Below are 24,938 nucleotides of genomic sequence, written 5' to 3' on the forward strand. Positions count from 1 at the left end.
GCGAGGGCGTTTTCGCAGGTCAGAGTGGATTGTCAGTGGGGTGGTGCAGTGTGGTCACCAGATCCGAACCGGCCGAGCTGGAGGGGGCCTCAGCCATGTCCGTGTCCGTCGAACCGACGTCCGCCGAACCACGCCGGAACCACTCCGCGCCCGCGAACACGGGCGCGGAACAGGGAGAGTCCGAGGCGTCGCGGCCCGCGGTGCTGCGGCCGCACGCCGAGGACGCCTTCGCCGCCGAACTCGTCGCGCTCGCCGCGCAGGACGACCGTCCGCGCCCGGCCCGCTGGCGGCTGTCGCCGTGGGCCGTCGCGACCTACCTCCTCGGCGGCACGCTGCCGGACGGCGCGGTGATCACGCCGAAGTACGTCGGCCCGCGCCGTATCGTCGAGGTCGCCGTCACCACCCTCGCCACCGACCGGGCCCTGCTCCTGCTGGGCGTCCCGGGCACGGCGAAGACCTGGGTGTCCGAGCACCTGGCCGCCGCGATCAGCGGCGACTCCACGCTGCTGGTGCAGGGCACGGCGGGCACGCCGGAGGAGGCCATCCGCTACGGGTGGAACTACGCGCGGCTGCTCGCCCACGGCCCGAGCCGCGACGCCCTGGTGCCCAGCCCGGTCATGCGGGCCATGGCCCAGGGGACGACCGCCCGCGTGGAGGAGCTGACCCGCATCCCGGCCGACGTGCAGGACACGCTGATCACGATCCTGTCGGAGAAGACCCTGCCCATACCGGAGCTGGGCGACGAGGTGCAGGCGGTCCGCGGCTTCAACCTGATCGCCACGGCCAACGACCGCGACCGCGGGGTCAACGACCTGTCCAGCGCCCTGCGCCGCCGGTTCAACACGGTGGTCCTGCCGCTTCCGGAGACCCCCGAGGCCGAGGTCGACATCGTCTCCCGGCGCGTCGACCAGATCGGCCGCTCCCTCGACCTGCCGGCCGTGCCCGAGGGCATCGACGAGATCCGCCGCGTCGTCACCGTCTTCCGCGAACTGCGCGACGGGATCACCGCCGACGGCCGTACGAAGCTCAAGTCGCCCAGCGGCACCCTGTCGACGGCCGAGGCGATCTCCGTGGTGACCAACGGGCTCGCGCTGGCCGCCCACTTCGGCGACGGCGTACTGCGGCCCGCGGACGTCGCCGCGGGCATCCTCGGCGCCGTGGTCCGCGACCCGGCGGCCGACCGTGTCGTCTGGCGGGAGTACCTGGAGACGGTCGTCCGCGAGCGCGACGGCTGGAAGGACTTCTACCGGGCGTGCCGGGAGGTGAGCGCGTGAGCGGGAACGCGCGGTCGCGGGGGAGCGGGTACGGCAGGCCGGTGACGGGCGCTACCGAGGGGGAGGACGCGATGACGAGGGCGAGTTCCGGCGAGGACCCGAGCTGGACCGGGGGACGAGGGGGACGGTGTGGCGGGCACTGACCGGGCCGCCGGCGGCCGGTGGCCCGGCACGGGGCCGCTGCTGCTCGGCGTCCGGCACCACGGGCCCGGGTCCGCGCGGGCGGTGCGCGCCGCCCTGGGGGCGGCGCGGCCGCGGGTCGTCCTGATCGAGGGTCCGCCGGAGGCCGACGCGCTGCTCCCGCTCGCCGCCGACGAGACCATGCGTCCGCCCGTCGCCCTGCTCGGCCACGCCGTCGACGAGCCCGGCCGGTCGGCGTTCTGGCCGATGGCCGAGTTCTCGCCGGAGTGGGTCGCCGTCCGCTGGGCCCTGGAGCACGACGTCCCGGCCCGCTTCATCGACCTGCCGGCCACACACACGCTGGCCTGGGAGAGCGGCGAGTCCGGCGGAGGACCGGAGGGCGGAGGACCGGAGGAAGGGAGCCGCGGGCCGGGCGGTGAGAGCCCCGCGCCCGAGGAGGGGAGCCGGGCGCAGGGCGAGGAGAGCCGTGCGCCGGAGGAGGCGGGGCGCCGGGGGAGTGAGGACGGGGACCCCGGGGACTCCGCGGACGGAGAGGGCGCCGCTGAGCGGCCGGACGGGGCCGGGATCCGCGTGGACCCGCTCGCCGCGCTCGCCGAGGCCGCCGGGTACGACGATCCCGAGCGCTGGTGGGAGGACGTCGTCGAGCACCGGGGGGCGGGCGAGGGGGACGTCTTCGCCCCGTTCGCCGTGCTCGAGGAGGCCATGGAGGCGCTGCGGGAGACGTTCGGCGCGGGCCACGACCGCGACCTCGTCCGCGAGGCGTACATGCGGCTCCAGGTGCGGGCGGCGCAGCGCGAGTTCGGCGACGGTGTGGCCGTGGTGTGCGGCGCCTGGCACGTGCCCGCGCTGCGCCGGAAGACCGCCGTCGCCGCCGACCGGGCAGTGCTGAAGGGGCTGCCCAAGGTCAAGGTGGACATGACCTGGGTGCCGTGGACGCACCGCAGACTGTCCCGGGCCGGCGGCTACGGCGCGGGCATCGACTCGCCGGGGTGGTACGCCCATCTGTTCCGCGCGCCCGACCGGCCGGTCGAGCGGTGGCTGACCAAGGTGGCCGGACTGCTGCGCGAGGAGGACCGGATCGTGTCCTCCGCGCACGTCATCGAGGCGGTGCGGCTGGCCGGCACGCTCGCCGCGATGCGCGGCCGCCCGCTGCCCGGGCTGAGCGAGACGACGGACGCCGTGCGGGCGGTGATGTGCGACGGTTCGGACGTCCCGCTGGCCCTGGTGCACGACCGGCTGGTCGTCGGGGACGTGCTGGGCGAGGTGCCGGAGTCGGCGCCCGCGGTGCCCTTGCAGCGTGACCTCGCCCGGCTCCAGCGGCGGCTGCGGCTCAAACCGGAGGCGCTGGAGCGAGAACTGGAGCTCGACCTGCGCAAGGAGACCGACGCCGGACGCAGCACACTGCTGCACCGGCTGCGGATGCTGGGCGTCGGCTGGGGCGAGCCCGCCGCCTCGCGGGGCAGCACGGGCACGTTCCGGGAGACCTGGCGGCTGCGCTGGGAGCCGGAGCTGTCCGTGCGGGTCGCCGAGGCCGGGGTGTGGGGGACGACCGTACTCGCCGCCTCGACCGCCAAGGCCGAGGCGGACGCCCTCGCGGCGCGGTCCCTCGCCGAGGTCACCGCGCTCGCCGAACGCTGCCTGCCCGCCGAACTCCCGGACGCGCTGCCCGTGGTGATGCGGGTGCTCGCCGACCGCGCGGCGCTGGACACGGACGTCGCGCACCTCGCCCAGGCACTGCCGGCCCTGGTCCGCTCCCTGCGCTACGGCGACGTCCGCGGCACCGACACCCGGGCCCTGGCGGAGGTCGCCGCGGGACTGGCCGAGCGGATCTTCGTCGGCCTGCCCCCGGCCTGCGCGTCGCTGGACGCGGACGCGGCCGAGGAGATACGGCGCCATGTGGACGCCGTGCACACGGCCGTCGGGATGCTCGGTGACACCCCGGAGGCCGGCCGCGGCGATCTGCGCGCCCGCTGGCACGGCGTGCTCCGGCTCCTGTCGGAACGGGACACCGTGCCGGGCGTCGTCCGGGGACGGGCGGTGCGGCTCCTGCTGGACGACGGGGAGGTGGAGCCGGACCGCGCGGCCCGGCTCATGGGGCTCGTGCTGTCGCCGGGCACGCCGCCGGCGGACGCGGCCGCCTGGATCGAGGGCTTCGTCGGCGGCGGTGGCGGGATGCTGCTCGTCCACGACGAGCGGCTGCTCGGGCTGGTCGACGCCTGGCTGACCGGGGTACCGCAGGAGGCGTTCACGGACGTACTGCCGCTGCTGCGGCGTACCTTCTCGGCCTACGAGCCCGGGGTCCGCAGAACGCTCGGGGAGCTCGTCCGGCGCGGTCCGGGACGGCCCGGAGCGACCGGGGCCACGACGGCCGGCGGGGCGCCCGGCTTCGCCGCCGGCCTCGACACCGAGCGCGCGGACGCCGTACTGCCCGTCGTACGAATGCTGTTGGGGCTGGACGGCGACGGGCGAGCGCGGGCGGAGACGGGGGACGAGCCGATGCGGAGGGCGGGATGACGGTGAGCGGGGCGACGGCGGGCGGGACGGCGGGGACGGAGGGTTACGACGTGCGGGACCCGGCGCAGGAGCGGCTCCGCCGCTGGCGGCTCGTGCTCGGCGGGGACGCGGCCGACGGCACCGGATGCGCGCTGTCCGGACGGGACGCCGCGATGGACGGGGCGCTCACCGCGCTCTACGGCTCGGGGGACAAGCCGCGGACGGGACGGGAGCGTTCGGCCGGGCTCGGGGCCTCGGCGCCCTCGGTGGCGCGGTGGCTGGGGGACATCCGGACGTACTTCCCGTCCTCCGTGGTGCAGGTCATGCAGCGGGACGCCATCGACCGGCTCGGGCTGTCCACGCTGCTGCTGGAGCCGGAGATGCTCGAGGCGGTGGAGGCGGACGTCCACCTCGTCGGCACGCTGCTCTCGCTCAACAAGGCGATGCCGGAGACGACGAAGGAGACCGCGCGGGCCGTCGTGCGCAAGGTCGTCGAGGACCTGGAGAAGCGGCTCGCCACCCGCACCCGGGCCACCCTCACCGGCGCCCTCGACCGCAGCGCCCGCGTCAACCGGCCGCGCCACCACGACATCGACTGGAACCGCACCATCGCGGCCAACCTGAAGCACTACCTGCCGGAGTACCGGACGGTCGTGCCGGAGCGGCTCATCGGCTACGGCCGCGCGTCCCAGTCCGTGAAGAAGGAAGTCGTCCTCTGCATCGACCAGTCGGGATCCATGGCCGCGTCCGTCGTCTACGCGTCCGTCTTCGGCGCGGTGCTCGCGTCCATGCGGTCGATCAGCACGAGGCTGGTCGTCTTCGACACGGCGGTCGTCGACCTCACCGACCAGCTCGACGATCCGGTCGACGTGCTCTTCGGCACCCAGCTCGGCGGAGGCACGGACATCAACCGGGCGCTGGCGTACTGCCAGTCGCAGATCACCCGGCCCGCGGAGACGGTCGTCGTCCTCATCAGCGACCTGTACGAGGGAGGCATCAGGGACGAGATGCTGAAGCGGGTGGCGGCGATGAAGGCCTCGGGGGTGCAGTTCGTGACGCTGCTCGCGCTGTCGGACGAGGGGGCGCCCGCCTACGACCGTGAGCACGCCGCAGCGCTCGCGTCGCTCGGCGCACCGGCGTTCGCGTGCACGCCCGACCTGTTCCCGGAGGTGATGGCGGCGGCCGTCGAGAAGCGTCCGCTGCCGATACCGGACACCGTATGACGACCGGGGAGGAGAGAAGGCGGCGAGATGTTCCGCTGACGACTTGTCGACCGGGTCCTGCCAGCAAAACGGACATGACTACCCATCGGTAACAGGGGGCTTGCGCAACCTCGGGCGTGCCGTGCAAGGATCGATGCCCCATCGGCGGTGCCTGGCGCACCGCCTGCCCGTACAGCGGTCGCAGCGTCCGTGGCGACCCGTACCGCACCCTCACCCGTTCCGCCGCACGGGAGGACCCGCCCCGCTGTGACCTGGCCGGCAGCCCTGTCCGTCGCCGCCTTGCGCGTGATGCGCACGGCGGCCGCACGGCGTGCGCTGCGACTGGGGCTGCTGGTGGGAGCCCTGTTCGCGCTCGGCTTCCTCTGCGGCGAGCAGGCGCACGCCGCGGACGGAACGCCGGAGGTCTCCTCCACCGGATCCCTGGCGTCGTCCGCCGCGGACGGAGCGCTGTCGACGGCGCAGGGCGCGGTCGGCGAGGTGGCCGACGCGTCGGCCACGGCGGTCACGAGCACCGGGCTCGACTCCGTGAGCCACCCTGCCAACTCCGGTGCCGATGCCGCGACAGCAGAGGCCGCGGCCGGGAACGCCGGAGGCCTTCCGCCCGTTCACGGCTCCTCGCGGACCGGGGATACCTCGCGGACGTCGGGCTCGTCCTGGACGTCGGGCTCGTCGGAGAAGGCGAGTTCCTCGTCCGTGGATTCCTCGGATTCCTCGGGTTCCTCGGATTTCTCGGAGCGCGGCAGTGCGGGGCGGGCGGGCAGTTCCGTCCGGACGGGCGGCTCCGTTCAGGGGGGCAGTGCCGCGCGGAGCGTGAGTTTCGAGCCGACCGGTCCGGTCCTGCGGCCGGTGGCTGACTCCGTCGTCCGGTCCGTGGGCGAGCGGGTCGTGCGGCCGGTCGGGCATCTGGCGGGGGCCGTGACGGACGAGCTGGCCGAGGCGCGGTCGAGAGTGCTGCCGTCGGACCCGCTCCCCTCGCTGCCCACGCTCCCCGGCTCGTCCACGCTGCCGGGTCTGTCCGGGCCGCCCGGTGAGTCCGAGCTGCCGGTGCGGGTGCCGCCGTTGCCGGTCACCTCGATGCCCGGGACGCAGCGGCCGGGTGCCGGTCCGTCCCTGCCGTCCGGTGAGCACGCTCCGGACGGGCGAACGGTCGCACGCACGGCGCGGGGCGCGGCTGACGGGCCGCGGTTCACCGTGGTCGGGACCGTGCCGGGCACCGCCGTGGGCGCCGGTTCCTTCGGCCTCCTCCGCGACCTTCGTGACGGTCAAGCGCCCGTGCGTCAGGCGCCCGTGCGTCAGGCGCCCGCCCGTGACGCGGGCGCCCTCCTCGGCCCGTCGGGGCTCGACACCGGCACGCCGCGGCACGCCGACGTGCTCGCCGTCACCCTGATCGACCGGGCCCCGCTGCGGCCGGCGCCCGGCGCCGCCGCGCGTCCCGACGCCGCCGGGACCCGGGACAGGCACCGGGACATCCCCGTCTTCCCCGGCTAGCGGAGCCGGACCGATCGCGGGCGCGGGCCGCACACCCACCGACGCGACCGGCACCGCCCACGCCGCGCAGCTCGCGGGTGCCGCCCACGCCCTCCACCCGCCGGTGCGGCTCAGGCGGAGGGCGCCGGTATGGCCGGCGCGGCTCAGGCCCCACGTCGCGCGTGGGCGGCGCAGCTCAGGCGGGCGCCTTCGGGGCGGCCGGTGTGGCCAGGGCGCATGCCGCGCAGCTCGCCGGTGCCGCTGAGGGCGTCTGAACCCCCTGTACGACGGCCCCGTGGGGCAGTCGTACGCACAGTCGTGCCGAGACCGAGACCGAGGCCGGGACCACCCGGCCCGGAGGCCCCGGTACGGCGCCCGACCGACTCCGCGGAGCGGCAGGACCCGGGCGGCCGAATGCCGTCGGTCCGTCCGGCCGGAACCCCCGCGGATGGGGCGGGCGGTCCCCATTGGGGTGGGGACCGCCCGCCCCGCTCCCACGGGGGCGGAGCAGGTGCGCCCCCGCGGGTCGCTCACGGGACCTCACCGGGTCAACCCCAGCCCGGTGAGGTCCTGCCCGCCGGACGACGCCCCGGCCGCGTAGGCTGAATCATGTGACAGGTATCACCGCTCAGGTGTGACCTGCGATTTAGAGCCGCCACGGAAGCGGCGATAACCTGCGAGACGGACATGCCGCGCGCTCGGACACCGTGTGCGCCTCCCTTGTGACACAGAGCGGACGTCACGTTGCCCTTCGCGGCACGCCCACGCATCCAACGAACCGCGAGATCACTGATAGGGACGGAAGCGCGTGGACCTGTTCGAGTACCAGGCGAGGGACCTCTTCGCCAAGCACGGTGTACCGGTGCTGGCCGGTGAAGTCATCGACACGCCTGAGGCGGCGCGCGAGATCACCGAGCGGCTGGGCGGCAAGTCGGTCGTCAAGGCCCAGGTGAAGGTCGGTGGTCGTGGCAAGGCCGGTGGCGTGAAGCTCGCCGCCACCCCGGACGAGGCCGTCGCCCGCGCGACGGACATCCTCGGCATGGACATCAAGGGCCACACGGTCCACAAGGTGATGATCGCCGAGACCGCTCCGGAGATCGTGGAGGAGTACTACGTCTCCTTCCTCCTCGACCGTGCCAACCGCACCTTCCTCTCCATCGCCTCCGTCGAGGGCGGCATGGAGATCGAGGAGGTCGCCGCCACCCGCCCCGAGGCCGTCGCCCAGATCGCGATCGACGCCATCGACGGTGTCGACAAGGCGAAGGCCCAGGAGATCGTCGCCGCGGCGAAGTTCCCGGCCGACGTGGCCGACAAGGTCGCCGACGTCCTCGTCACCCTGTGGGACACCTTCGTCAAGTCGGACGCCCTGCTCGTCGAGGTGAACCCGCTGGCCAAGGTCGCCTCCGGTGACGTCATCGCCCTCGACGGCAAGGTCTCCCTGGACGAGAACGCCGAGTTCCGCCACCCCGAGTTCGAGGAGCTCCACGACAAGGCGGCGGCCAACCCGCTCGAGGCCGCGGCCAAGGAGAAGAACCTCAACTACGTCAAGCTCGACGGCGAGGTCGGCATCATCGGCAACGGCGCGGGTCTGGTCATGTCGACCCTGGACGTCGTCGCCTACGCCGGCGAGGCCCACCAGGGCGTCAAGCCCGCCAACTTCCTGGACATCGGCGGCGGCGCCTCCGCCGAGGTCATGGCGAACGGCCTGGAGATCATCCTCGGCGACCCGGACGTCAAGTCCGTCTTCGTCAACGTCTTCGGCGGCATCACCGCCTGCGACGCGGTCGCCAACGGCATCGTGCAGGCCCTGGAGCTCCTCGAGAGCAAGGGCGAAGAGGTCACCAAGCCGCTCGTCGTGCGCCTCGACGGCAACAACGCCGAGCTGGGTCGCAAGATCCTGGACGACCGCAAGCACCCGCTCGTCCAGCGGGTGGACACCATGGACGGCGCGGCCGACAAGGCCGCCGAGCTGGCTGCTGCCGCGAAGTAAGGGACGAGGTCACAAGAACACCATGGCTATCTTCCTCACCAAGGAATCCAAGGTCATCGTCCAGGGCATGACCGGCTCGGAGGGTCAGAAGCACACCCGCCGCATGCTGGCGTCCGGCACCAACATCGTCGGTGGCGTGAACCCGCGCAAGGCGGGCCAGAGCGTCGACTTCGACGGCACCGAGGTACCGGTCTTCGGCACCGTCAAGGAGGCCATCGAGAAGACCGGCGCCGACGTCACGGTCATCTTCGTCCCGGAGAAGTTCACCAAGGACGCGGTCGTCGAGGCCATCGACGCCGAGATCCCGCTCGCGGTGGTCATCACCGAGGGCATCGCGGTGCACGACACGGCGTCCTTCTGGGCCTACGCCGGCAAGAAGGGCAACAAGACCCGGATCATCGGCCCGAACTGCCCCGGTCTGATCACCCCGGGCCAGTCGAACGCCGGCATCATCCCGGCCGACATCACCAAGCCGGGCCGCATCGGCCTGGTGTCGAAGTCCGGCACGCTGACGTACCAGATGATGTACGAGCTGCGGGACATCGGCTTCTCGACCTGCGTCGGCATCGGTGGTGACCCGATCATCGGCACCACCCACATCGACGCGCTGAAGGCGTTCCAGGACGACCCCGACACCGACCTGATCGTCATGATCGGCGAGATCGGCGGCGACGCCGAGGAGCGGGCCGCGGCCTTCATCAAGGAGAACGTCACCAAGCCGGTCGTCGGCTACGTCGCGGGCTTCACCGCGCCCGAGGGTAAGACCATGGGCCACGCCGGCGCCATCGTCTCCGGCTCCTCCGGCACGGCCCAGGCCAAGAAGGAGGCCCTGGAGGCCGCGGGCGTCAAGGTCGGCAAGACCCCGACCGAGACGGCCAAGCTCGCCCGCGAGGTCCTCGCCGGCTGAGTCCGGGCGAGTCGCGCGCAGCCGTGCCGCATCGCGCGGAGTCGCGCGGGGGCGCACGGATCGAGGCCGGTGGGCCCGCTCCCCCGAGGGGGGCGGGCCCACCGCCTTTTGTGCCCGCCTACGATCCGGACGCCGGTGACGTGCCCGCCTACGGTCCGGACGCCGGTGACGTGCCCGCATACGGTCCGGACGCCGGTCATACATGCGCCCGTCCGCGGTCCGGCGCCGGCCATGTGCCCGCCCGCGGCCCGGCACGGGTCACCGGGCGTCCGGCGCCATCCGTTCCGGGCCACCCGCCGACTGCGCCCTCAGCCCGGCCCGCAGCGAGAGTTCCTGCGGCGTCAGGGGGCCCGGCGCGGTCCGCGGCGGCAACCCGCGCACCTCTTGCCCCGGGGCCACCGGCGCCTCGTAGTGCGTCGGAGCCGTCCGCAGGGTCAGCGTGGTCGCGCCGACGACGGCGACGATGAAGGCGGTGGCCGACCGGGTCCAGAACCGCGTCCGGCGTTCCCCGGCCGTCCGCACGGTCGACGGCCGGGCCGCCGTGAGGCGTTCGGCGGAGGCCAGCCGGACCAGGCGCCGGTGCAGTTCCGCGGTGTCCGCCAGCTCCGGCAGGCGCGCGGCGACGGCCTCCCGGGCGTGCGTCAGCCGGTTCGCCGTCGCCGGTGTGCTGGCCTCCGTCTCCGCGGCCGTCTCCGGCAGGTCGAGGCCGACACCGTCGTAGAGCACCAGCGTGCGCCGGTAGGGCGGCGGGAGCTGCATCAGCGCCTGTTGCAGTGCGGTGTCCGCGGGGTCGCGGAGCGGCTCCCGGGCGTGTTGGCGCGGGCGGAAGCGGTGCCAGGGGGACAGGGCGCACTCGTACGCCGCCGCCCGCACCCAGCCCGCCGGGGCGCGGTCGCTCGCCACCTCCGGCCACCGCTGCCAGGCCAGTTGGAAGGCCCGCTCCACGGCCTCGCGGGCCCGCTCGCGCCGTCCGGTGAGCAGGAAGGCCTGCCGTACCAGGGCGGGGGCGCAGAAGGCGTACAGCGCGTCGAAGGCTTGGGCGGGCGTCAGGGGCGGCACTTCCATGTCCTTCTGAGGGCCCGTCGACTTCAGCGAGGCCAGCACCTGCGCGTAGGCCTGCCGGTGCCGGCCGGGCGGGGCGGCGCGGCCCGCCTCCCACGCGCACACCGTGTCGAGGGGGACACCGGCCCGGGCGGCGACCTGAGCCTGCGTCAGCGAGGCGGCTCGGCGCAGGCGTCGGCACTCCGCGGGCGGCGGCAGCTGGTGCGCAGGGCTTCTCCTCACGATGCGCCCCTTCGCGCGAATAGGTACATAAACGTATATTGAGCGACACAGCGGGGGTTCGCCTGTTACGACGGGAAGGCGCGTGTCGTTGGGAGCATGGCGGCGTGACCCAGACGAGCCATCGACGTCCTTCGCTGCCGCCCCTTCGTTCCCGGGTGCGGGACCGTACGCCAGGACTGGGCGCCGCCTTCCTCGGCGGCGCGATCGCCGCGGGGCTGGGGCTCGGCTCGTTCGCGGTGCTCGTCATCGGACTGTGGATCAGTTCGCCCTATCCCGACAGCGGTCCGGGCGGTGCGCTGCACGTCGCCGCCGCGCTGTGGCTGCTCTCGCACGGCGCCGAACTGGTGCGCACCGACACGCTCACCGGCGTGCCCGCGCCCGTGGGGGTGACCCCGCTGCTGCTGCTCGCCCTGCCGGTGCTGCTGGTCCACCGGGCGGCCCGGGACGCGACCGACGGCGGCGACGGCGGCCCGCTCGTCCCGCCGCGCACCGCCTGGGCCGGCGTCGTCCTCGGCTACCTCATGGTCGCCGGCGCGGCCGCGGCGTACGCGCAGGGCGGTGCGCTACGGCCCTCGTGGGTGTGGACGGCGGTGTGCGTACCGCTGGTCGCCGCGGCGGCGGCGGGCAGCGGGGTGTGGACGGCGTACGGCTGTCCGCACGCTCCGCTGGAGCGCTTGCTGGGCGGGCTGCCCGTGGGCGTACGGCGCCTCCTCCTCGCTCCGGGCCCCCGGGCGCGGCTCGGGGCCGCGGCGCGGGCGGCCGGTGCGGGGGCCCTGGTGTTCGCCGGCGGCGGGGCGCTGGTGCTCGGGGTGTCGCTGGTGGGGCACGGCGCGGCCGCGCAGGCGGCCTTCCTGCGGCTGACGGAGGGCTGGTCGGGGCGGTTCGCGGTGCTGCTGCTGTGCCTGGCGCTGCTGCCGAACGCGATGCTGTGGGCCGCCGCCTACGCGCTGGGGCCCGGCTTCGTGCTCGGCGCCGGTCATGTCGTGGGACCGCTGTCCTCCGCCCCGGCGCCGCTGCTGCCACCGTTCCCGCTGCTCGCGGCGGTGCCGGACGCGGGCCCGGGGACCCCGGTGAACTGGGCGTGCGCGGCGGTGCCGGTGGCGGCCGGACTGACGATGGGGTGGTTCGCCGGGGCGGCGTCGGTGCGGGAGGGGGAGGGGCGCGAGGGGCGCAGGGGACTCAAGGGGCGTGAAGGGCGTGAGGGGCGTGAGCGACGGGACGTGGATGCCGGTGGTGCCGGCGGGCCCCTCGCGGGGGCCCGTGGTGGCGGGAGGGCGGCGACGCGGAGCGCCGTCGTGGTGTGGTCGTACCGCCGGACGGCGGCCGGGGCCTGCCTCGCGTGCCTGGTGTGCGCCACCGCGCTCGGGGCGCTCGCGGCGCTGGCGGGCGGCCCGCTGGGCGACCGGGCGCTCGCCCGGTTCGGGCCGGTGGGGTGGCAGGTGGGACTGGCCGCGCTGGTGTGGACGGCGACGGCGGCCGTGCCGATGGCGCTGACGTCGCGGGCGTGGCGCGGCCGGGGGCTGCGGGAACCGCGGACCGGGACGCCGGAGCGGTCCGTCCGCGGGCCGTGGTGGCGGCTCGTGTGGCCGGGCGCGGGCGAGGGACAGGAGCGGCGGATCGGGCGGCCCCGCACGGGCGGTGCGCAGGCCCCGGCGCCCGCACCGGCCCCCGCGCCCCGGCCCTACGACCTCACGCTCGAACCGTACGACGTACTGCCCCTGGAGCCGTCGGAGTCCGCCGCCTCGCCCTGGCACGACGGCGCCTCCCGGGAGGCGCGCTGGGCGGCGCTGAAGGAGGCGGCGACCCGGTCCACGACGGCGCCCGGCCGGCCGACCGCACCCGAAAGGCCCGTAGGAGCACCGGTGGACGAACCGGTGGAGGAGCCGAGGCAAGGGCCGGCGGGAAAGCCGGCCGGACACTCAGGTGCCGAACCGCCCGCGGAGGCCGGCGCGGAACCGGCCCCGGCAACAAGTCCCCACACAGCCCCGGAGCCGGCCGCTCGGGAGACCCGGGCCGACCCGAGCAGGTCATCCGCCCCCGCGCCGCCCCGGCCCCAGGCCCCGGCCACCCCGCCGGTCAACCCCGGAGCGTCGGGCCCCCCGGAGTCTCCGGCCGGTTCCTGACCGGCCCCGCGGCCGTGCCCGCGCCGAGGGCCCGGGTGGTCGGGGTCAGTCCTTGACGCCCAGCACTCCCCGCAGTTCCTTCGGCAGGTGCTGGTCGCAGGCCTGCCTGGCCTGGTTGGTGAGGGCGTCGTTCGTGCAGGCGTAGTAGTCGCGGTAGACGAGCTGCGCGGTGAAGTTCGCGGCGACCAGGACGAGGGCGAGGCTCGCCGTGACCAGGCCGCTGATCGCCGCCGTGGTCTGCGGGCGGCCCTCGGGGGCCGGGGTGTCGGGGCCGGCGGCGCGCGGCTTGGCGCGCAGCGCGCTGATGCCCCAGTACAGCGCGGGAGCGCCGAGCAGCAGGGCCACGTAGGGCCAGCCGAAGAGGGCGAAGAAGAAGGCCCACATGCCGCACAGCAGGGCGTAGCGCGCGCGGCGCTGGGCGGGGTCGGTGGGGTCCCAGCGCAGACCCTGGCCGGGGCCGCCGCCCTGCTGCTCCGGGCCGCCGGGACCGCCCGGGCCGCCGGGGCGCTGCGGGCGCTCGCCGAAACCGTCCTGGGAACGGCCGGGCTGCCGGTCGCTCCACTGGCTGCCCCACGGGGAGTGACCCCCACCCTCGCCCTCGCCGGAGCCCGAGCCGGATTCGGAGTGGTCGCCCCCGGACGGGTTCCGCGGCCTCCAGGGGCGGTCCGGGGTGCCCTCGGGCGGCGGGGCGAAGGGATTGCCGTCCGGGGCCGCGCCGCCCCGCCCCTCGCCGCCACCCCCGCCGGAGGGCGCGTCCGGCGGCGATGCGGGGCGCTCCCGCAGCAGCACGGCGCCGCGCTCTCCTCCCTGCACGGCATGCGAGGGGAGCGTGAGGAGTCGCAGGCTGCGGTCCGGCATCAAGTGAGCGTCTTCCCCTGGTGAGTCTGGTGAGTCTGTGGGTCTGGTGAGCCTCGTGGGACTGGTGGGCCACGACGGAACCGATGCGTCCCGGAGGCGCTGGAGAGCCCTGGATCCGGATCCGTCATCCCGTGAACGCGCGGTGCGCCGAGTGCGTTCCCGTACCGGCCCGTCCCAGACGCTACCTTCCGGCCGCGCCCCCGTCCCATGGGGGCTGCCCCGGTGTGCCGGTATCGTTGCTGGCGGTCGGCCGGTTCGTAGGCTTCCCCGTATCCGGGGACGCGAAGCATTCGTACGACCGTACAAACAGCTTCCCCGAGAAAGGGCCCCACCGTGGCCGCCAAGCCCGTGGCCAAGCGCCTCGTCGTGCTGGTCTCCGGATCCGGCACCAATCTGCAGGCGCTCCTCGACGCGATCGCCGAGAGCGGAGTCGAGGCCTACGGCGCCGAGATCGTCGCCGTGGGCGCCGACCGCGACGGCATCGAGGGGCTCGCGCGAGCCGAGCGTGCCGGGCTGCCGACCTTCGTGCGGAAGGTCAAGGACTACGCGACCCGTGGGGAGTGGGACGCGGCGCTCGCCGAGGCGGTCGCCGCCCACGAGCCCGACCTGGTGGTGTCCGCCGGGTTCATGAAGATCGTGGGGAAGGAGTTCCTCGCGCGGTTCGGCGGGCGGTTCGTGAACACGCACCCGGCCCTGCTGCCCAGTTTTGCCGGAGCCCACGGCGTGCGGGACGCGCTCGCGTACGGCGCCAAGGTCACCGGCTGCACCGTCCACTTCGTCGACGATGGCGTCGACACCGGGCCGATCATCGCGCAGGGCGTGGTGGAGGTCCGGGACGAGGACGACGAGAGCGCGCTGCACGAGCGCATCAAGGAAGTCGAGCGAAGGCTGCTCGTCGAGGTCGTGGGGCGGCTCGCCCGCAACGGCTATCGCATCGAGGGACGAAAGGTAGTTATCCAGTGACCGCCGAGAGCAACAAGCGGCCCATCCGGCGCGCGCTCGTCAGCGTCTACGACAAGACCGGTCTGGAGGAGCTCGCGCGCGGGCTGCACGCGGCCGGCGTCGAACTCGTCTCCACCGGGTCCACGGCCGGCCGGATCGCCGACGCCGGCGTCCCCGTCACCAAGGTCGAGGAGCTCACCGGCTTCCCCGAGTGCCTGGACGGCCGCGTCAAGACCCTGCACCCGAAGGTGCACGCCGGCATCCTCGCCGACCTGCGGCTGGAGGACCACCGGCGGCAGCTGGAGGAGCTGGGCGTCCAGCCGTTCGACCTCGTCGTGGTCAACCTCTACCCGTTCCGCGAGACCGTGGCCTCCGGGGCCTCGCCCGACGAGTGCGTCGAGCAGATCGACATCGGCGGTCCGTCGATGGTCCGCGCCGCCGCCAAGAACCACCCGTCCGTCGCCGTCGTCACCAGCCCCGCCCGCTACGGCGACGTGCTGCACGCGGTCACGGACGGCGGCTTCGACCTCGCCACCCGCAAGCGGCTCGCCGCCGAGGCCTTCCAGCACACGGCGGCCTACGACATCGCCGTCGCCTCCTGGTTCGCCTCCTCCTACGCGCCGGTCGACGACTCGCAGTTCCCCGACTTCCTCGGCACCACCCTGGAGCGCGCGCACACCCTGCGCTACGGCGAGAACCCGCACCAGCCCGCCGCCCTCTACACCTCCGGCACGGGCGGCCTTGCGGAGGCGGAGCAGCTCCACGGCAAGGAGATGTCGTTCAACAACTACACGGACACGGACGCCGCCCGCCGTGCCGCGTACGACCACGACGAGCCGTGCGTGGCGATCATCAAGCACGCCAACCCCTGCGGCATCGCGGTCGGCGCGGACGTCGCCGAGGCGCACCGCAAGGCGCACGCCTGCGACCCGCTGTCCGCGTTCGGCGGTGTGATCGCCGTCAACCGGCCGGTCAGCAAGGAGATGGCCGAGCAGGTCGCGGAGATCTTCACCGAGGTCATCGTGGCCCCGGACTACGAGGAGGGGGCCCTGGAGGCCCTCACCAAGAAGAAGAACATCCGCGTGCTGCGCTGCGCCGAGCGCCCCGAACACCCCGTCGAGGTCAAGCCGATCGACGGCGGTGCCCTGCTCCAGGTCGCCGACCGGCTGCAGGCCGAGGGCGACGACCCGGCGCACTGGACGCTGGCGTCCGGCGAGGCGCTGGACGAGGCCGGGCTGGCCGAGCTGACCTTCGCCTGGAAGGCCTGTCGCGCCGTGAAGTCCAACGCGATCCTGCTCGCCAGGGACGGCGCCTCGGTCGGCGTCGGCATGGGACAGGTGAACCGCGTGGACTCCTGCAGGCTCGCGGTCGAGCGGGCCGGCGAGGAGCGGGCGCGCGGCGCCTACGCCGCCTCCGACGCGTTCTTCCCGTTCCCCGACGGCCCCGAGATCCTGATCGCGGCGGGCGTGAAGGCCATCGTCCAGCCGGGCGGCTCGATCCGCGACGAGCAGGTCGTCGAGGCCGCGAAGAAGGCGGGCGTCACGATGTACTTCACCGGCACCCGCCACTTCTTCCACTGATCCGGAACGAAGGAGCGGTCTCCGGCCCTCCCCCGAGCGGGGCCGGAGACCGCGGCCGTGTCGCGTCAGCAGGGACGCACGGAGTAGATCGGGTCCCAGGTGGCGCGGCCGGCCTGGTACGCCGTGGACGTCCAGCGCACGCTGCCGTCCTTGTTGTAGAAGCGGGCCACGGTGCCGGGCGTCTGGTTGTTGACGAAGTCGCCGTCGCCGTACCAGTTGGACACGGACCACTGCTGGCACTTGTAGAAGTTGAAGACGGTGCCGCGGACGTCCACGCACAGGTAGCCGTAACGGCAGTCGAGCGCCGCGGCCTTGGCCCGGGCGGCCTGGCGCGCGGGGTACACCGTGACGTCGAGGCCGTCGAAGTGCACCTTCCCGGCGGAGACCTGCCGGCCGCCGGGGTGGCCGGCGAGCACCGCGTCGACGCGCTGCTGGACCTCGGAACGCTGTGCGGCCGAGCGGGGCGGGGCGGCCGCGTCGCCCGGCTGGGCCGAGGCGGCCGGGACGACGGGGCCGGCGAGCAGGGCGGTGGCCGCGACGAGCAGCGCGGCGGACTTCTTCACGTTCACTGACGTTCCCCCAACTACCGTGAGCACGGATCTGGTCGTACCGCCGAGGCGGTGTGGTTCCACCGTGCCGGAGGCGCCCGCGCGCGGGTACCTCGGAAGTCTGAGGGTCACCGCCTCCCCGGTGGCGTGTACTCCTGGAGGTAGTGCGCGACCCGCTCGGCGTAGCCGCGGTACTTCGCGGGGACACCGCCCGCGCCGTTGACCTTCGCGTACGACGTCCGGTAGGCGGCGGCGACCAGGACCCGGCGGTCGCCCGGCAGTCCGTCGTCCAGGCGCGGTTCGATCCAGCACAGGTAGCGGCCCATCGCCGGAATGGACTCGGCGGGCGGGAAGGGCGGCCGGGGGACGTTCTCGGCGGGAGTGCCGTCGTCGTGCATCCACCAGCGCAGCACCCGCGGGGTCCAGCGGGCGATGCCGTACTCGTCCTTGGCGGGGTCGGCGAGATCCGGGTCGAAGTCGCTTTCCACCTTCAGCATGGCCGCGATCAGCGCGGAAGTGACCTCCGGCCGGGCGCAGTCGTGCGCGGTCTCCACGATCAGCGGGCGGTAGGCGGGCGGGACGCCCCGGTCGGTGCGGAGTTCGGCGGCTCCGTAGGAGGCGGCGCCGCTCCTGGGGGTCGCGGCGGCGGTGGCGCCCCCGGCGCCCGCGCCCGGACCGGCCCAGGTGCCGAGGCCGTAGCCGAGGGCGGCCAGCGCGGCGGTGGCGGCCGCCGCGCCGAGCACGATTCCCGCCCGGCCGCCGTGCCGGCGCCCGCCCGGCAGCACACCGCGGCCGATCCGAGGGAGCGCGGTACGCCCGAGCCGCTGGACCAGGGGCCCGCCCGGTGGACGGCCACCGCCGGCCGCGGCCTCCACCCGGCGCAGCAGGGCCTCGGTGCCCACGCGGCCGGCGTGCGTGCGGGCCAGGCAGTCCCGCACCACCTCCCGCCAGGCGTCCGGGAGTTCGGGGGACAGCCGCAACTGGTCCGATCCGCGGGCGTAGGCGGCGGCCGCGTCCCGGCGGGCCGTCGGGGTGCCGCCGGGCAGCGGGAAGGAACCGGTGAGGACGAGGTGGGCGAGGACGCCGAAGGCCCAGACGTCGGCGGACGGGCGGATGCGGCGGCCGCGTTCGCCGATCTCGGACCACAGCAGCTCGGGCGGGGTGTAGTCGGGGGTGGAGAAAGCGGGGGTGTAGGCGTGGGTGCCCTCCAGCTCGGCGGCCATGTTGAAGTCGCCGAGCCGCACCGAACCGTCCGCCATCAGCAGCACGTTCGCCGGTTTCAGGTCCCCGTGCACCCAGCCCGCCCGGTGCAGCTGGGCGAGCCCCTCGCAGACCTGGGCGAGCAGCGCGGGCCCGGCCGCGGGGCGCGGCCGGCTCTCGAGGAGGGCTGTCAGCGATCCCTCGGCCAGCTCCAGGACGAGCACGGTCGCCCCGTCGAGGGCGGGCCGGCCGGGATCGTCGACGACGAGGGTCTCGTACATCCGGATCAGCCGCGGCCGTCTGAGCCGGCGGTGCAGGGCGATCTCGCGCTCGATGAGTTCGCGCAGGTGGGCGAGTTGACGCGGGGTGCCCGTGCCGGTGGGCAGGAACTTCAGCGCGGCCGTGTCCGGCAGGGTGTCGGCGCCCTCGCCCGCCGCCGGGGCGCCGGTGCGGCGGCCCTCGTACACGCTGCCGAAGGCGCCGGTCGCGAGGGGCTGCCGCACCTCCCAGCCGCCGACCCGGTAGCCCCGCGGCACCGGCACGGCGTACGGCTCGGTCACCGGGCGACCCGGTTCGCGGGGACGGCCAGGACGGCCAGGTCGTCCTCCCGTACCAGGTCGAAGCGGAGCGCGAGGGAGACCAGGGACTCCTTCTTGCCGTTGAGGCGGGAGCCCGTCTCCGCGGTCTCGGGGCCCGGTTTCAGGCGCAGCTTCACCGCCAGATAGTCGATGTTCCACTGCACCGACGTGCGCGACGCGGCCGGCCAGGCGGGGCGCAGCCGCTCGACGACCTGGTCGACGGTCGGCAGCGGGGCGTGCGGATCGCCGCGCAGCCGCGGCTCGCACAGGGCGGCGAGGACCGCGAAGTAGCGCTTGGTGCGGTCCACGGCGAAGGCGGGCGCGGTGGTCCCGCCGTCCGCCCCGCCCGTGCCGTGCAGGTAGTCGTGGCGCGGCGCCCACACCTCGATCGCCAGCAGGTCCCCGGCCGCGGGCAGCACGATCCGGGAGAACTCGAAGGGGACCGGCGCGTCCAGCCGGCCCGGCGCGACCTTGATGTGCTCGCCCGCGCCCTCCGGGTTCTCCACGACGTAGGTGTGGCGGGCGGAGAGGTTGCTCAGTATCCAGAACGCCCCGTGGGCGGCGATCTCACCGGCCCGGCGGGACACGCCGTCGTGTGCGATCACCAGGTCGTTGCCGGGGGCGGAGCGCCCGAATGCGAGGCGGTCGCCGGGCGCCAGCCGGATCTGGGCGCCGCTTCGCTCGTCCCCCGTGGTCGGCGGAGGTACCACGATGATGCTGTACAAGGTGCGTCTCCCCGTGCCTGACGGCTACCGAAGCCAGACTAGGGCGACGCACCAGGGCCGTGTCTCCCCTTGTGCGGGGTGAGACACGGCCCTTGGTGCGAATGGCGTGAATTGTTCAGTAACGCGGGCGGTTGAACCAGTTCGTGGCCGCGCTGTTCACCATCGAGGCGAGGATGATGCCGCCGAAGGCGAGCGAGATGATGCCGCCGAAGGTGGCCGAACCGCCCTGCCCGTTCGCGATGTTGACGATGCTGCCGAGGAGCAGCAGCGAGGAGTACACGATCGTGCCGATGCGGATGCCGCTGCCGCCGGTCTTGAACTTGACACCCAGGAAGATCGACAGGCTGCCCAGAACCAGCATCAGCAGGGCGATCAGCACGATGACGCCGGTCGCGGTGCTGGTGTCGCCGCCGGACCCGAGGCCGTTGGAGGCGTCCTGGAGGGCCGCGCCCGCGATGCCGATGAAGAGGCCGGCCAGGAACTGGAACCCGGCCAGGATGAACAGCAGCACCCGGGCGGTCTTGATCAGGCCGGGCATCTCCATGGGGGCGCCGTAGCCGTACCCCTGCGGGACGGGCGGGGCCTGCGGGTAGCCGTAGCCGGGCTGGCCCTGGGGGGCGCTCGGGTAGCCGTAGCCGGGCTGGCCCTGCGGGGGCTGGGACGGGTAGCCGGGCTGCTGGCCCTGCGGCGGGCCGTAGGGGTTGTTCGGGTCGCCGAAACTCATGGCGGTCTTTCCTCCGTTGCTCCGAGTGCGGGGACGACGCGCAGCATGAATCGGAGGAAATACGTCGTTTGCGGTCGGTCCCCCCGGTACTGCCCGCGGCACTGTTCTTCATCGTTCTTTACCACGGGCTTACTTGTCCAGCCACATTCCGCAGGTGTTGTGATAGTGCAACATCGTTGATCACACCGGAACATTCGGAGGGGAGCGCCCCCGGATTGGAACCGGGGCCCGGTCATCCGGGAGTATGGGGCCATGACCGCCCAGATTCTCGATGGCAAGGCCACCGCAGCCGCGATCAAGTCCGATCTGACCGCCCGCGTGGCGGCGCTGAAGGAGAAGGGCGTCACGCCCGGCCTCGGCACGATCCTGGTCGGGGACGACCCCGGCAGCCACAAGTACGTCGCCGGCAAGCACCGCGACTGCGCCCAGGTCGGCATCGCCTCCATCCAGCGCGAGCTGCCGGCCACCGCGACGCAGGAGGAGATCGAGGCGGTCGTCCGCGAGCTGAACGAGGACCCGGCCTGCACCGGCTACATCGTCCAGCTCCCGCTGCCCAAGGGCATCGACGAGAACCGCATCCTCGAGCTGATGGACCCGGACAAGGACGCCGACGGCCTGCACCCGATGAACCTCGGCCGCCTCGTCCTCAACGAGCCGGCCCCGCTGCCCTGCACCCCCAACGGCGTGCTGACCCTGCTGCGCCGCTACGGCGTGGAGATCAAGGGCGCCGAGGTCGTGGTCGTCGGCCGTGGGGTGACCATCGGCCGCCCGATGCCGCTGCTGCTCACCCGGCGCAGCGAGAACGCCACGGTGACCCAGTGCCACACCGGCACCCGCGACCTGTCCGCCCACCTCAGGCGGGCCGACATCATCGTCGCCGCGGCCGGCTCCGCGCACCTGATCCGCGCCGAGGACGTCAAGCCGGGCGCCGCCGTCCTCGACGTCGGCGTCTCGCGCAACGACGAGGGCAAGATCGTGGGCGACGTCCACCCGGACGTCGCCGAGGTCGCCGGCTGGATCTCCCCGAACCCCGGCGGCGTCGGCCCGATGACCCGGGCGCAACTGCTGGTCAACGTGGTCGAGGCGGCGGAGCGCAGTGTCGGCTGAGGCGCGGGGCGACGCGCGGGGCGCCGGGCCCGCCGAGCCCGAGATGGAGGTGTGCGACCCGGTCAGCGCACCGGACGCCGACGGCACGCCGCGCCGGGTCACGCGCCGCTTCCCGCTCTTCACCCGGGACACCGCGCGGCCGGAGGGCGGCGGCCGGGCCGCGCCCGGCGACGCCCCGGCGCCCGCCCGGCAGTGGCCGGTGCTCGCCGTGCTCGGCACCGTCGGGCTCGGGCTGCTGGTGACCGCGTTCGACGCCTTCCGCTTGGGTCTGCTGCTGGTCGGCGTCGCGCTGCTCGGCGGCGCCGTGCTGCGCTGGCTGCTGCCCCGGGTGGGCATGCTCGCCGTCCGCTCCCGCTTCACGGACATCGTCACCTACGGCGTCCTGGGAGCGGTGATCGTCCTGCTCGCGTTGATGGTCCAGCCGAAGCCGTGGCTGGAGATCCCGTTCCTGGACGACGCGCTGCACTTCACGGTCCGCGGCTAGCGAAGCCGTTCCTGCTGGTCCTGCCGGTCTTGCCGGTCCAGTCCGCGCAGCCGGTCCTGCCGGTTGTGCCGGCTGCTTTTCGTGCGAACACCCGTACTTCGCGGCGTCCCGACGTCCCGGCCCGCACACGGCGACGGCGGCCCGTCCTCTCCCCCGAGTAAGGACGGGCCGCCGCCGGGATCAACCCTGCTGCACCGGGAACGGGCTGTTCAACGGCTGTCCGTGGGCTGTGGCACGGAAGTGACCGTTCCGCTACGGTGTCCGCGCTCTGCCACAGCGGTGCGTCCCCCTGTTCCCCGCGACGCAGAGCGCCGCCGGAGCGCCGCCGGTGGGACACTGGTCCGCGGAACCGGCGGGCGCGCGACGCTGCGCGCCCCGGCACCCGTGCTCCCGTGCGCCCCCACCCCGGGAACCGGGATCCTGACGGGGCGCGTTCCTGTGGGTAGCCAGAACGGGGACTCGGCACAGGGCACCACGCGCGGGGAACACTCAGCACTACCGGGGGAAAGAGGGGGAAGCGATGCCTCGTTGGAAGGCCTTGCCCGACGAACTGGATCCGCAGGTCAGGGAGTTCGCGAGCCAACTGCGCAGGCTCGTGGACCGCAGCGGCCTGAGCGTCGCCGCGCTCGCCGACCGCACGGGCTACAGCAAGACGTCCTGGGAGCGTTACCTGAACGGCCGCCTGCTGGCGCCGAAGGGCGCGATCGTGGCCCTGGCCGAGGTCACCGGCACCAACCCGGTGCACCTGACCACCATGTGGGAGCTCGCCGAACGGGCCTGGAGCCGGGCGGAGATGCGCCACGACCGGACCATGGAGGCGATCCGGATATCCCAGGCCCGGGCCGCCCTCGGGGAGTCCGGGGCGGTGTCCGCGGCCGACGGCAAGGGGGTCGGCACCGCCCGCAGGAGCGGCGGCGCCACGGTGGTTCCCGGGGGCGCGGGCCCCGCGGGCACGTCCCCGACGGTGCCGCCGCAGCCGACGGCGGCCGACGCCGACGTGCGCGACGCGGTGCCGCGGACCACTCCGCCCGGCCCGGCGTCGTCGCCCGGCTCGGGAGCCGGCACCGGCTCGGGTGTCGTCCCGGCGTCCGCTGCCGCTCCCGCGTCGGCACCCGTGCCCGAGTCCGCGACCGAGCCGGGCGCCGACTCCGGCACCGGCTCGGCCACGGCGGAACCCGTCAACTCCTGGGGCCTGGCCGGATACCGGGGGCCGTCGCCGACGGGCGGCCGTGCCCCCGGCAGCGCGTCCTCGCCGTCCGGCGGTCCGACCCGGACCGCGACGTCCCCGTCCGGCGCCGCGGCCCGTACGCCGGCCGGTCCGGGTGCGCACACCGGAGCCGCAGCCGCAGCCGGAGCGGGAGCCGCAGCCGGGAGTCCGCCGGCCCCCCGTCCCGCCGCCCCCGGCGCGAACGGCGCGCGCAGACAGCAGGTGCTGATGTTCCTCGCGGGCCTGGTCGGTGTGCTGGCCCTGATCGGCGCGGTCTTCTACCTCACCGGCGGCGGGGCCGGGAAGCCCGAGGGTGAGAAGAAGCCGCCCGCGGCCTCCCCGAGCGTCGACCCGAACCTGCCGCCGGGCGTCAAGTGCAGCGGGGCCTCGTGCACGGGCAAGGACGCCGAAATCATGGGCTGCAGCGGCGAGTTGGTGACCACGGCCCAGAGCGCCACCGTCGGCACGACCGTCGTCGAGGTCCGCTACAGCAAGACCTGCGGCGCGGCCTGGGGCCGGATCACCCAGGCCGCCCAGGGCGACGAGGTCCGGGTCACGGTCGGCTCGCGCCGGGAGACCGGCACGATCACCACGGCCGGGGACACGATCGCGTACACGCCGATGGTCGCCGTGAAGGACGCGGCGGGGATGAAGGCGTGCGCGACGCTGGCGTCGGGACAGCAGGGCTGCACGCGGTAGGGCCGGAACCGGCGCTCAGGGGGGAAGCAGCGGGGAACAAGTGGCGCCGGCCAGGCATGGCCCGGGCCGGACGGGGGCAGGCGATGGGTACCCCCACGGGATTCCGGTCCTCCGGTAACCCGCCTCCGGCGGCCGCCCTCGTCCCCTCCCCCGGACGGGCGGCCGCCGCTCGTACGTCACGTGGCCGTCACGCTGTGGGACGGGCCACACGGGCCCGGCGGCCCGGGATCCCGGAGGCGCGATAGCCTGACCGCTGGATCTCTCTTGACGCCAAGAGATCGATCATCCGTACCCGTGATCGGTCATCGTGGCGGCGCCGGTCACGAGCCGGTGCGGGATCCCGCACCCCGGGGCAGGGACGCCCCACCGCCAGCTGTCATACGGAGAACGCCATGACCCGCACTCCCGTGAACGTCACCGTCACCGGCGCGGCCGGCCAGATCGGTTACGCCCTGCTCTTCCGCATCGCCTCCGGCCAGCTGCTCGGCGCGGACGTGCCGGTCAAGCTTCGTCTGCTGGAGATCACCCCGGCGCTGAAGGCCGCCGAGGGCACGGCCATGGAGCTGGACGACTGCGCGTTCCCGCTCCTGCAGGGCATCGAGATCTCGGACGACCCGAACGTCGCGTTCGACGGCGCCAACGTCGCCCTCCTCGTGGGCGCCCGCCCGCGCACCAAGGGCATGGAGCGCGGTGACCTCCTGGAGGCCAACGGCGGCATCTTCAAGCCGCAGGGCAAGGCCATCAACGACCACGCCGCGGACGACATCAAGGTCCTCGTCGTCGGCAACCCGGCCAACACCAACGCCCTGATCGCGCAGGCGGCCGCCCCGGACGTACCGGCCGAGCGCTTCACCGCGATGACCCGCCTGGACCACAACCGCGCGCTCACCCAGCTCGCGAAGAAGACGGGCACCACGGTCGCCGACATCAAGCGCCTGACCATCTGGGGCAACCACTCGGCCACCCAGTACCCGGACATCTTCCACGCCACGGTCGGCGGCAAGAACGCGGCCGAGGTCGTGAACGACGAGAAGTGGCTGGCCGAGGAGTTCATCCCGACCGTCGCCAAGCGCGGTGCCGCGATCATCGAGGCCCGCGGCGCCTCGTCGGCCGCCTCCGCCGCCAACGCCGCCATCGACCACATCCACACCTGGGTCAACGGCACCGCCGAGGGCAACTGGACCTCCATGGGCATCCCGTCGGACGGCTCCTACGGCGTCCCGGAGGGCCTGATCTCCTCCTTCCCGGTCACCTGCAAGGACGGCACGTACGAGATCGTCCAGGGTCTGGACATCAACGAGTTCTCCCGCACCCGCATCGACGCCTCCGTCAAGGAGCTCGAGGAGGAGCGCGAGGCGGTCCGCGGTCTCGGCCTGATCTGATT

19 protein-coding genes are annotated in these 24,938 nt (G+C 74.2%); 13 read left to right on the plus strand and 6 right to left on the minus strand.

Annotated elements, in window-relative coordinates:
* Positions 1 to 95: 95 nt before the first annotated feature.
* The 6 genes from ACIPM1_RS03510 to sucD all read left to right on the plus strand — a co-directional run bounded on the left by ACIPM1_RS03510 (position 96) and on the right by sucD (position 9,495).
* Positions 96 to 1,274, plus strand: coding sequence for an AAA family ATPase (locus ACIPM1_RS03510; protein WP_402428344.1), 1,179 nt, complete (start codon positions 96 to 98; stop codon positions 1,272 to 1,274).
* A 129-nt stretch (positions 1,275 to 1,403) separates the two neighbouring features.
* Positions 1,404 to 3,929, plus strand: a complete 2,526-nt coding sequence (locus ACIPM1_RS03515) for a DUF5682 family protein (RefSeq protein ID WP_402428346.1) — start codon at positions 1,404 to 1,406, stop codon at positions 3,927 to 3,929.
* Positions 3,926 to 5,131, plus strand: a complete 1,206-nt coding sequence (locus ACIPM1_RS03520) for a vWA domain-containing protein (protein WP_402428349.1) — start codon at positions 3,926 to 3,928, stop codon at positions 5,129 to 5,131. The genes ACIPM1_RS03515 and ACIPM1_RS03520 overlap by 4 nt, the downstream gene beginning before the upstream one ends.
* A gap of 246 nt (positions 5,132 to 5,377) precedes the next feature.
* Positions 5,378 to 6,619 (plus strand): hypothetical protein, encoded by a 1,242-nt coding sequence (locus ACIPM1_RS03525; RefSeq protein ID WP_402428352.1) that lies wholly within the window; start codon positions 5,378 to 5,380, stop codon positions 6,617 to 6,619.
* Positions 6,620 to 7,406: 787 nt separating this feature from the next.
* Positions 7,407 to 8,588 carry an ADP-forming succinate--CoA ligase subunit beta gene (gene sucC, locus ACIPM1_RS03530; protein WP_356182333.1) on the plus strand — a complete coding sequence of 394 codons (1,182 nt, stop codon included), beginning with the start codon at positions 7,407 to 7,409 and terminating at the stop codon, positions 8,586 to 8,588.
* A gap of 22 nt (positions 8,589 to 8,610) precedes the next feature.
* Positions 8,611 to 9,495, plus strand: coding sequence for a succinate--CoA ligase subunit alpha (sucD, locus tag ACIPM1_RS03535; RefSeq protein WP_392190803.1), 885 nt, complete (start codon positions 8,611 to 8,613; stop codon positions 9,493 to 9,495).
* A gap of 258 nt (positions 9,496 to 9,753) precedes the next feature.
* Here sucD and ACIPM1_RS03540 read toward each other — a convergent pair whose 3' ends face one another.
* Positions 9,754 to 10,779 (minus strand): sigma factor-like helix-turn-helix DNA-binding protein, encoded by a 1,026-nt coding sequence (locus ACIPM1_RS03540; RefSeq protein ID WP_402428356.1) that lies wholly within the window; start codon positions 10,777 to 10,779, stop codon positions 9,754 to 9,756.
* A 104-nt stretch (positions 10,780 to 10,883) separates the two neighbouring features.
* Between ACIPM1_RS03540 and ACIPM1_RS03545 the strand changes: the two genes are divergently transcribed.
* The gene (locus tag ACIPM1_RS03545; protein ID WP_402428359.1) at positions 10,884 to 12,902 is read left to right on the plus strand and encodes a DUF6350 family protein; all 2,019 of its coding nucleotides are present in this window, start codon (positions 10,884 to 10,886) and stop codon (positions 12,900 to 12,902) included.
* A gap of 45 nt (positions 12,903 to 12,947) precedes the next feature.
* Here ACIPM1_RS03545 and ACIPM1_RS03550 read toward each other — a convergent pair whose 3' ends face one another.
* Positions 12,948 to 13,760, minus strand: a complete 813-nt coding sequence (locus tag ACIPM1_RS03550) for a hypothetical protein (protein ID WP_402428362.1) — start codon at positions 13,758 to 13,760, stop codon at positions 12,948 to 12,950.
* Positions 13,761 to 14,093: 333 nt separating this feature from the next.
* Here ACIPM1_RS03550 and purN point away from each other — a divergent pair, with 333 nt between their 5' ends.
* Positions 14,094 to 14,723, plus strand: coding sequence for a phosphoribosylglycinamide formyltransferase (gene purN, locus ACIPM1_RS03555; RefSeq protein ID WP_402428365.1), 630 nt, complete (start codon positions 14,094 to 14,096; stop codon positions 14,721 to 14,723).
* Positions 14,720 to 16,282 (plus strand): bifunctional phosphoribosylaminoimidazolecarboxamide formyltransferase/IMP cyclohydrolase, encoded by a 1,563-nt coding sequence (purH, locus tag ACIPM1_RS03560; RefSeq protein WP_402428368.1) that lies wholly within the window; start codon positions 14,720 to 14,722, stop codon positions 16,280 to 16,282. The genes purN and purH overlap by 4 nt, the downstream gene beginning before the upstream one ends.
* Before the next feature lie 65 nt (positions 16,283 to 16,347).
* On the opposite strand, the gene ACIPM1_RS03565 is transcribed toward purH, so the two are convergent.
* From ACIPM1_RS03565 to ACIPM1_RS03580, 4 genes are all read right to left on the minus strand, one after another.
* On the minus strand, positions 16,348 to 16,851 hold the full coding sequence (locus ACIPM1_RS03565) for a hypothetical protein (protein WP_402428371.1): 504 nt from the start codon (positions 16,849 to 16,851) through the stop codon (positions 16,348 to 16,350).
* Between the two features lie 107 nt (positions 16,852 to 16,958).
* On the minus strand, positions 16,959 to 18,590 hold the full coding sequence (locus ACIPM1_RS03570; RefSeq protein WP_402428373.1) for a serine/threonine protein kinase: 1,632 nt from the start codon (positions 18,588 to 18,590) through the stop codon (positions 16,959 to 16,961).
* Entirely contained in the window at positions 18,587 to 19,333 is a 747-nt protein-coding gene (locus tag ACIPM1_RS03575; RefSeq protein WP_402428376.1) for an FHA domain-containing protein, read from the minus strand. Before ACIPM1_RS03575 ends, ACIPM1_RS03570 begins: the two co-directional genes overlap by 4 nt.
* A 115-nt stretch (positions 19,334 to 19,448) precedes the next feature.
* Positions 19,449 to 20,057 carry a hypothetical protein gene (locus tag ACIPM1_RS03580; protein ID WP_402428379.1) on the minus strand — a complete coding sequence of 203 codons (609 nt, stop codon included), beginning with the start codon at positions 20,055 to 20,057 and terminating at the stop codon, positions 19,449 to 19,451.
* 252 nt (positions 20,058 to 20,309) lie between these two features.
* Here ACIPM1_RS03580 and ACIPM1_RS03585 point away from each other — a divergent pair, with 252 nt between their 5' ends.
* The 4 genes from ACIPM1_RS03585 (at position 20,310) to ACIPM1_RS03600 (ending at position 24,936) form a co-directional block, all read left to right on the plus strand.
* The gene (locus ACIPM1_RS03585; RefSeq protein ID WP_356182362.1) at positions 20,310 to 21,164 is read left to right on the plus strand and encodes a bifunctional methylenetetrahydrofolate dehydrogenase/methenyltetrahydrofolate cyclohydrolase; all 855 of its coding nucleotides are present in this window, start codon (positions 20,310 to 20,312) and stop codon (positions 21,162 to 21,164) included.
* A 43-nt stretch (positions 21,165 to 21,207) separates the two neighbouring features.
* Positions 21,208 to 21,648 carry a DUF3017 domain-containing protein gene (locus ACIPM1_RS03590; RefSeq protein WP_402429382.1) on the plus strand — a complete coding sequence of 147 codons (441 nt, stop codon included), beginning with the start codon at positions 21,208 to 21,210 and terminating at the stop codon, positions 21,646 to 21,648.
* Positions 21,649 to 22,168: 520 nt separating this feature from the next.
* Positions 22,169 to 23,554, plus strand: a complete 1,386-nt coding sequence (locus ACIPM1_RS03595; RefSeq protein ID WP_402428382.1) for a helix-turn-helix domain-containing protein — start codon at positions 22,169 to 22,171, stop codon at positions 23,552 to 23,554.
* 392 nt (positions 23,555 to 23,946) lie between these two features.
* Positions 23,947 to 24,936 carry a malate dehydrogenase gene (locus tag ACIPM1_RS03600; protein ID WP_402428385.1) on the plus strand — a complete coding sequence of 330 codons (990 nt, stop codon included), beginning with the start codon at positions 23,947 to 23,949 and terminating at the stop codon, positions 24,934 to 24,936.
* The last annotated feature ends 2 nt before the right edge of the window (positions 24,937 to 24,938 follow it).

Source organism: Streptomyces sp. NPDC086766 (assembly GCF_044746005.1).
In the GTDB taxonomy this organism is placed as follows: Bacteria; Actinomycetota; Actinomycetes; order Streptomycetales; family Streptomycetaceae; genus Streptomyces.

Excerpts from the sequence above, each read along its gene's own strand:
- ACIPM1_RS03510 (WP_402428344.1), top strand. The coding sequence starts at position 96 with ATGTCCGTGTCCGTCGAACCGACGTCCGCCGAACCACGCCGGAACCAC.
- ACIPM1_RS03520 (WP_402428349.1), top strand. The coding sequence starts at position 3,926 with ATGACGGTGAGCGGGGCGACGGCGGGCGGGACGGCGGGGACGGAGGGT.
- sucD (WP_392190803.1), top strand. The coding sequence starts at position 8,611 with ATGGCTATCTTCCTCACCAAGGAATCCAAGGTCATCGTCCAGGGCATG.
- ACIPM1_RS03550 (WP_402428362.1), bottom strand. The coding sequence starts at position 13,760 with ATGCCGGACCGCAGCCTGCGACTCCTCACGCTCCCCTCGCATGCCGTG.
- ACIPM1_RS03580 (WP_402428379.1), bottom strand. The coding sequence starts at position 20,057 with ATGAGTTTCGGCGACCCGAACAACCCCTACGGCCCGCCGCAGGGCCAG.
- ACIPM1_RS03585 (WP_356182362.1), top strand. The coding sequence starts at position 20,310 with ATGACCGCCCAGATTCTCGATGGCAAGGCCACCGCAGCCGCGATCAAG.
- ACIPM1_RS03590 (WP_402429382.1), top strand. The coding sequence starts at position 21,208 with ATGGAGGTGTGCGACCCGGTCAGCGCACCGGACGCCGACGGCACGCCG.
- ACIPM1_RS03595 (WP_402428382.1), top strand. The coding sequence starts at position 22,169 with ATGCCTCGTTGGAAGGCCTTGCCCGACGAACTGGATCCGCAGGTCAGG.
- ACIPM1_RS03600 (WP_402428385.1), top strand. The coding sequence starts at position 23,947 with ATGACCCGCACTCCCGTGAACGTCACCGTCACCGGCGCGGCCGGCCAG.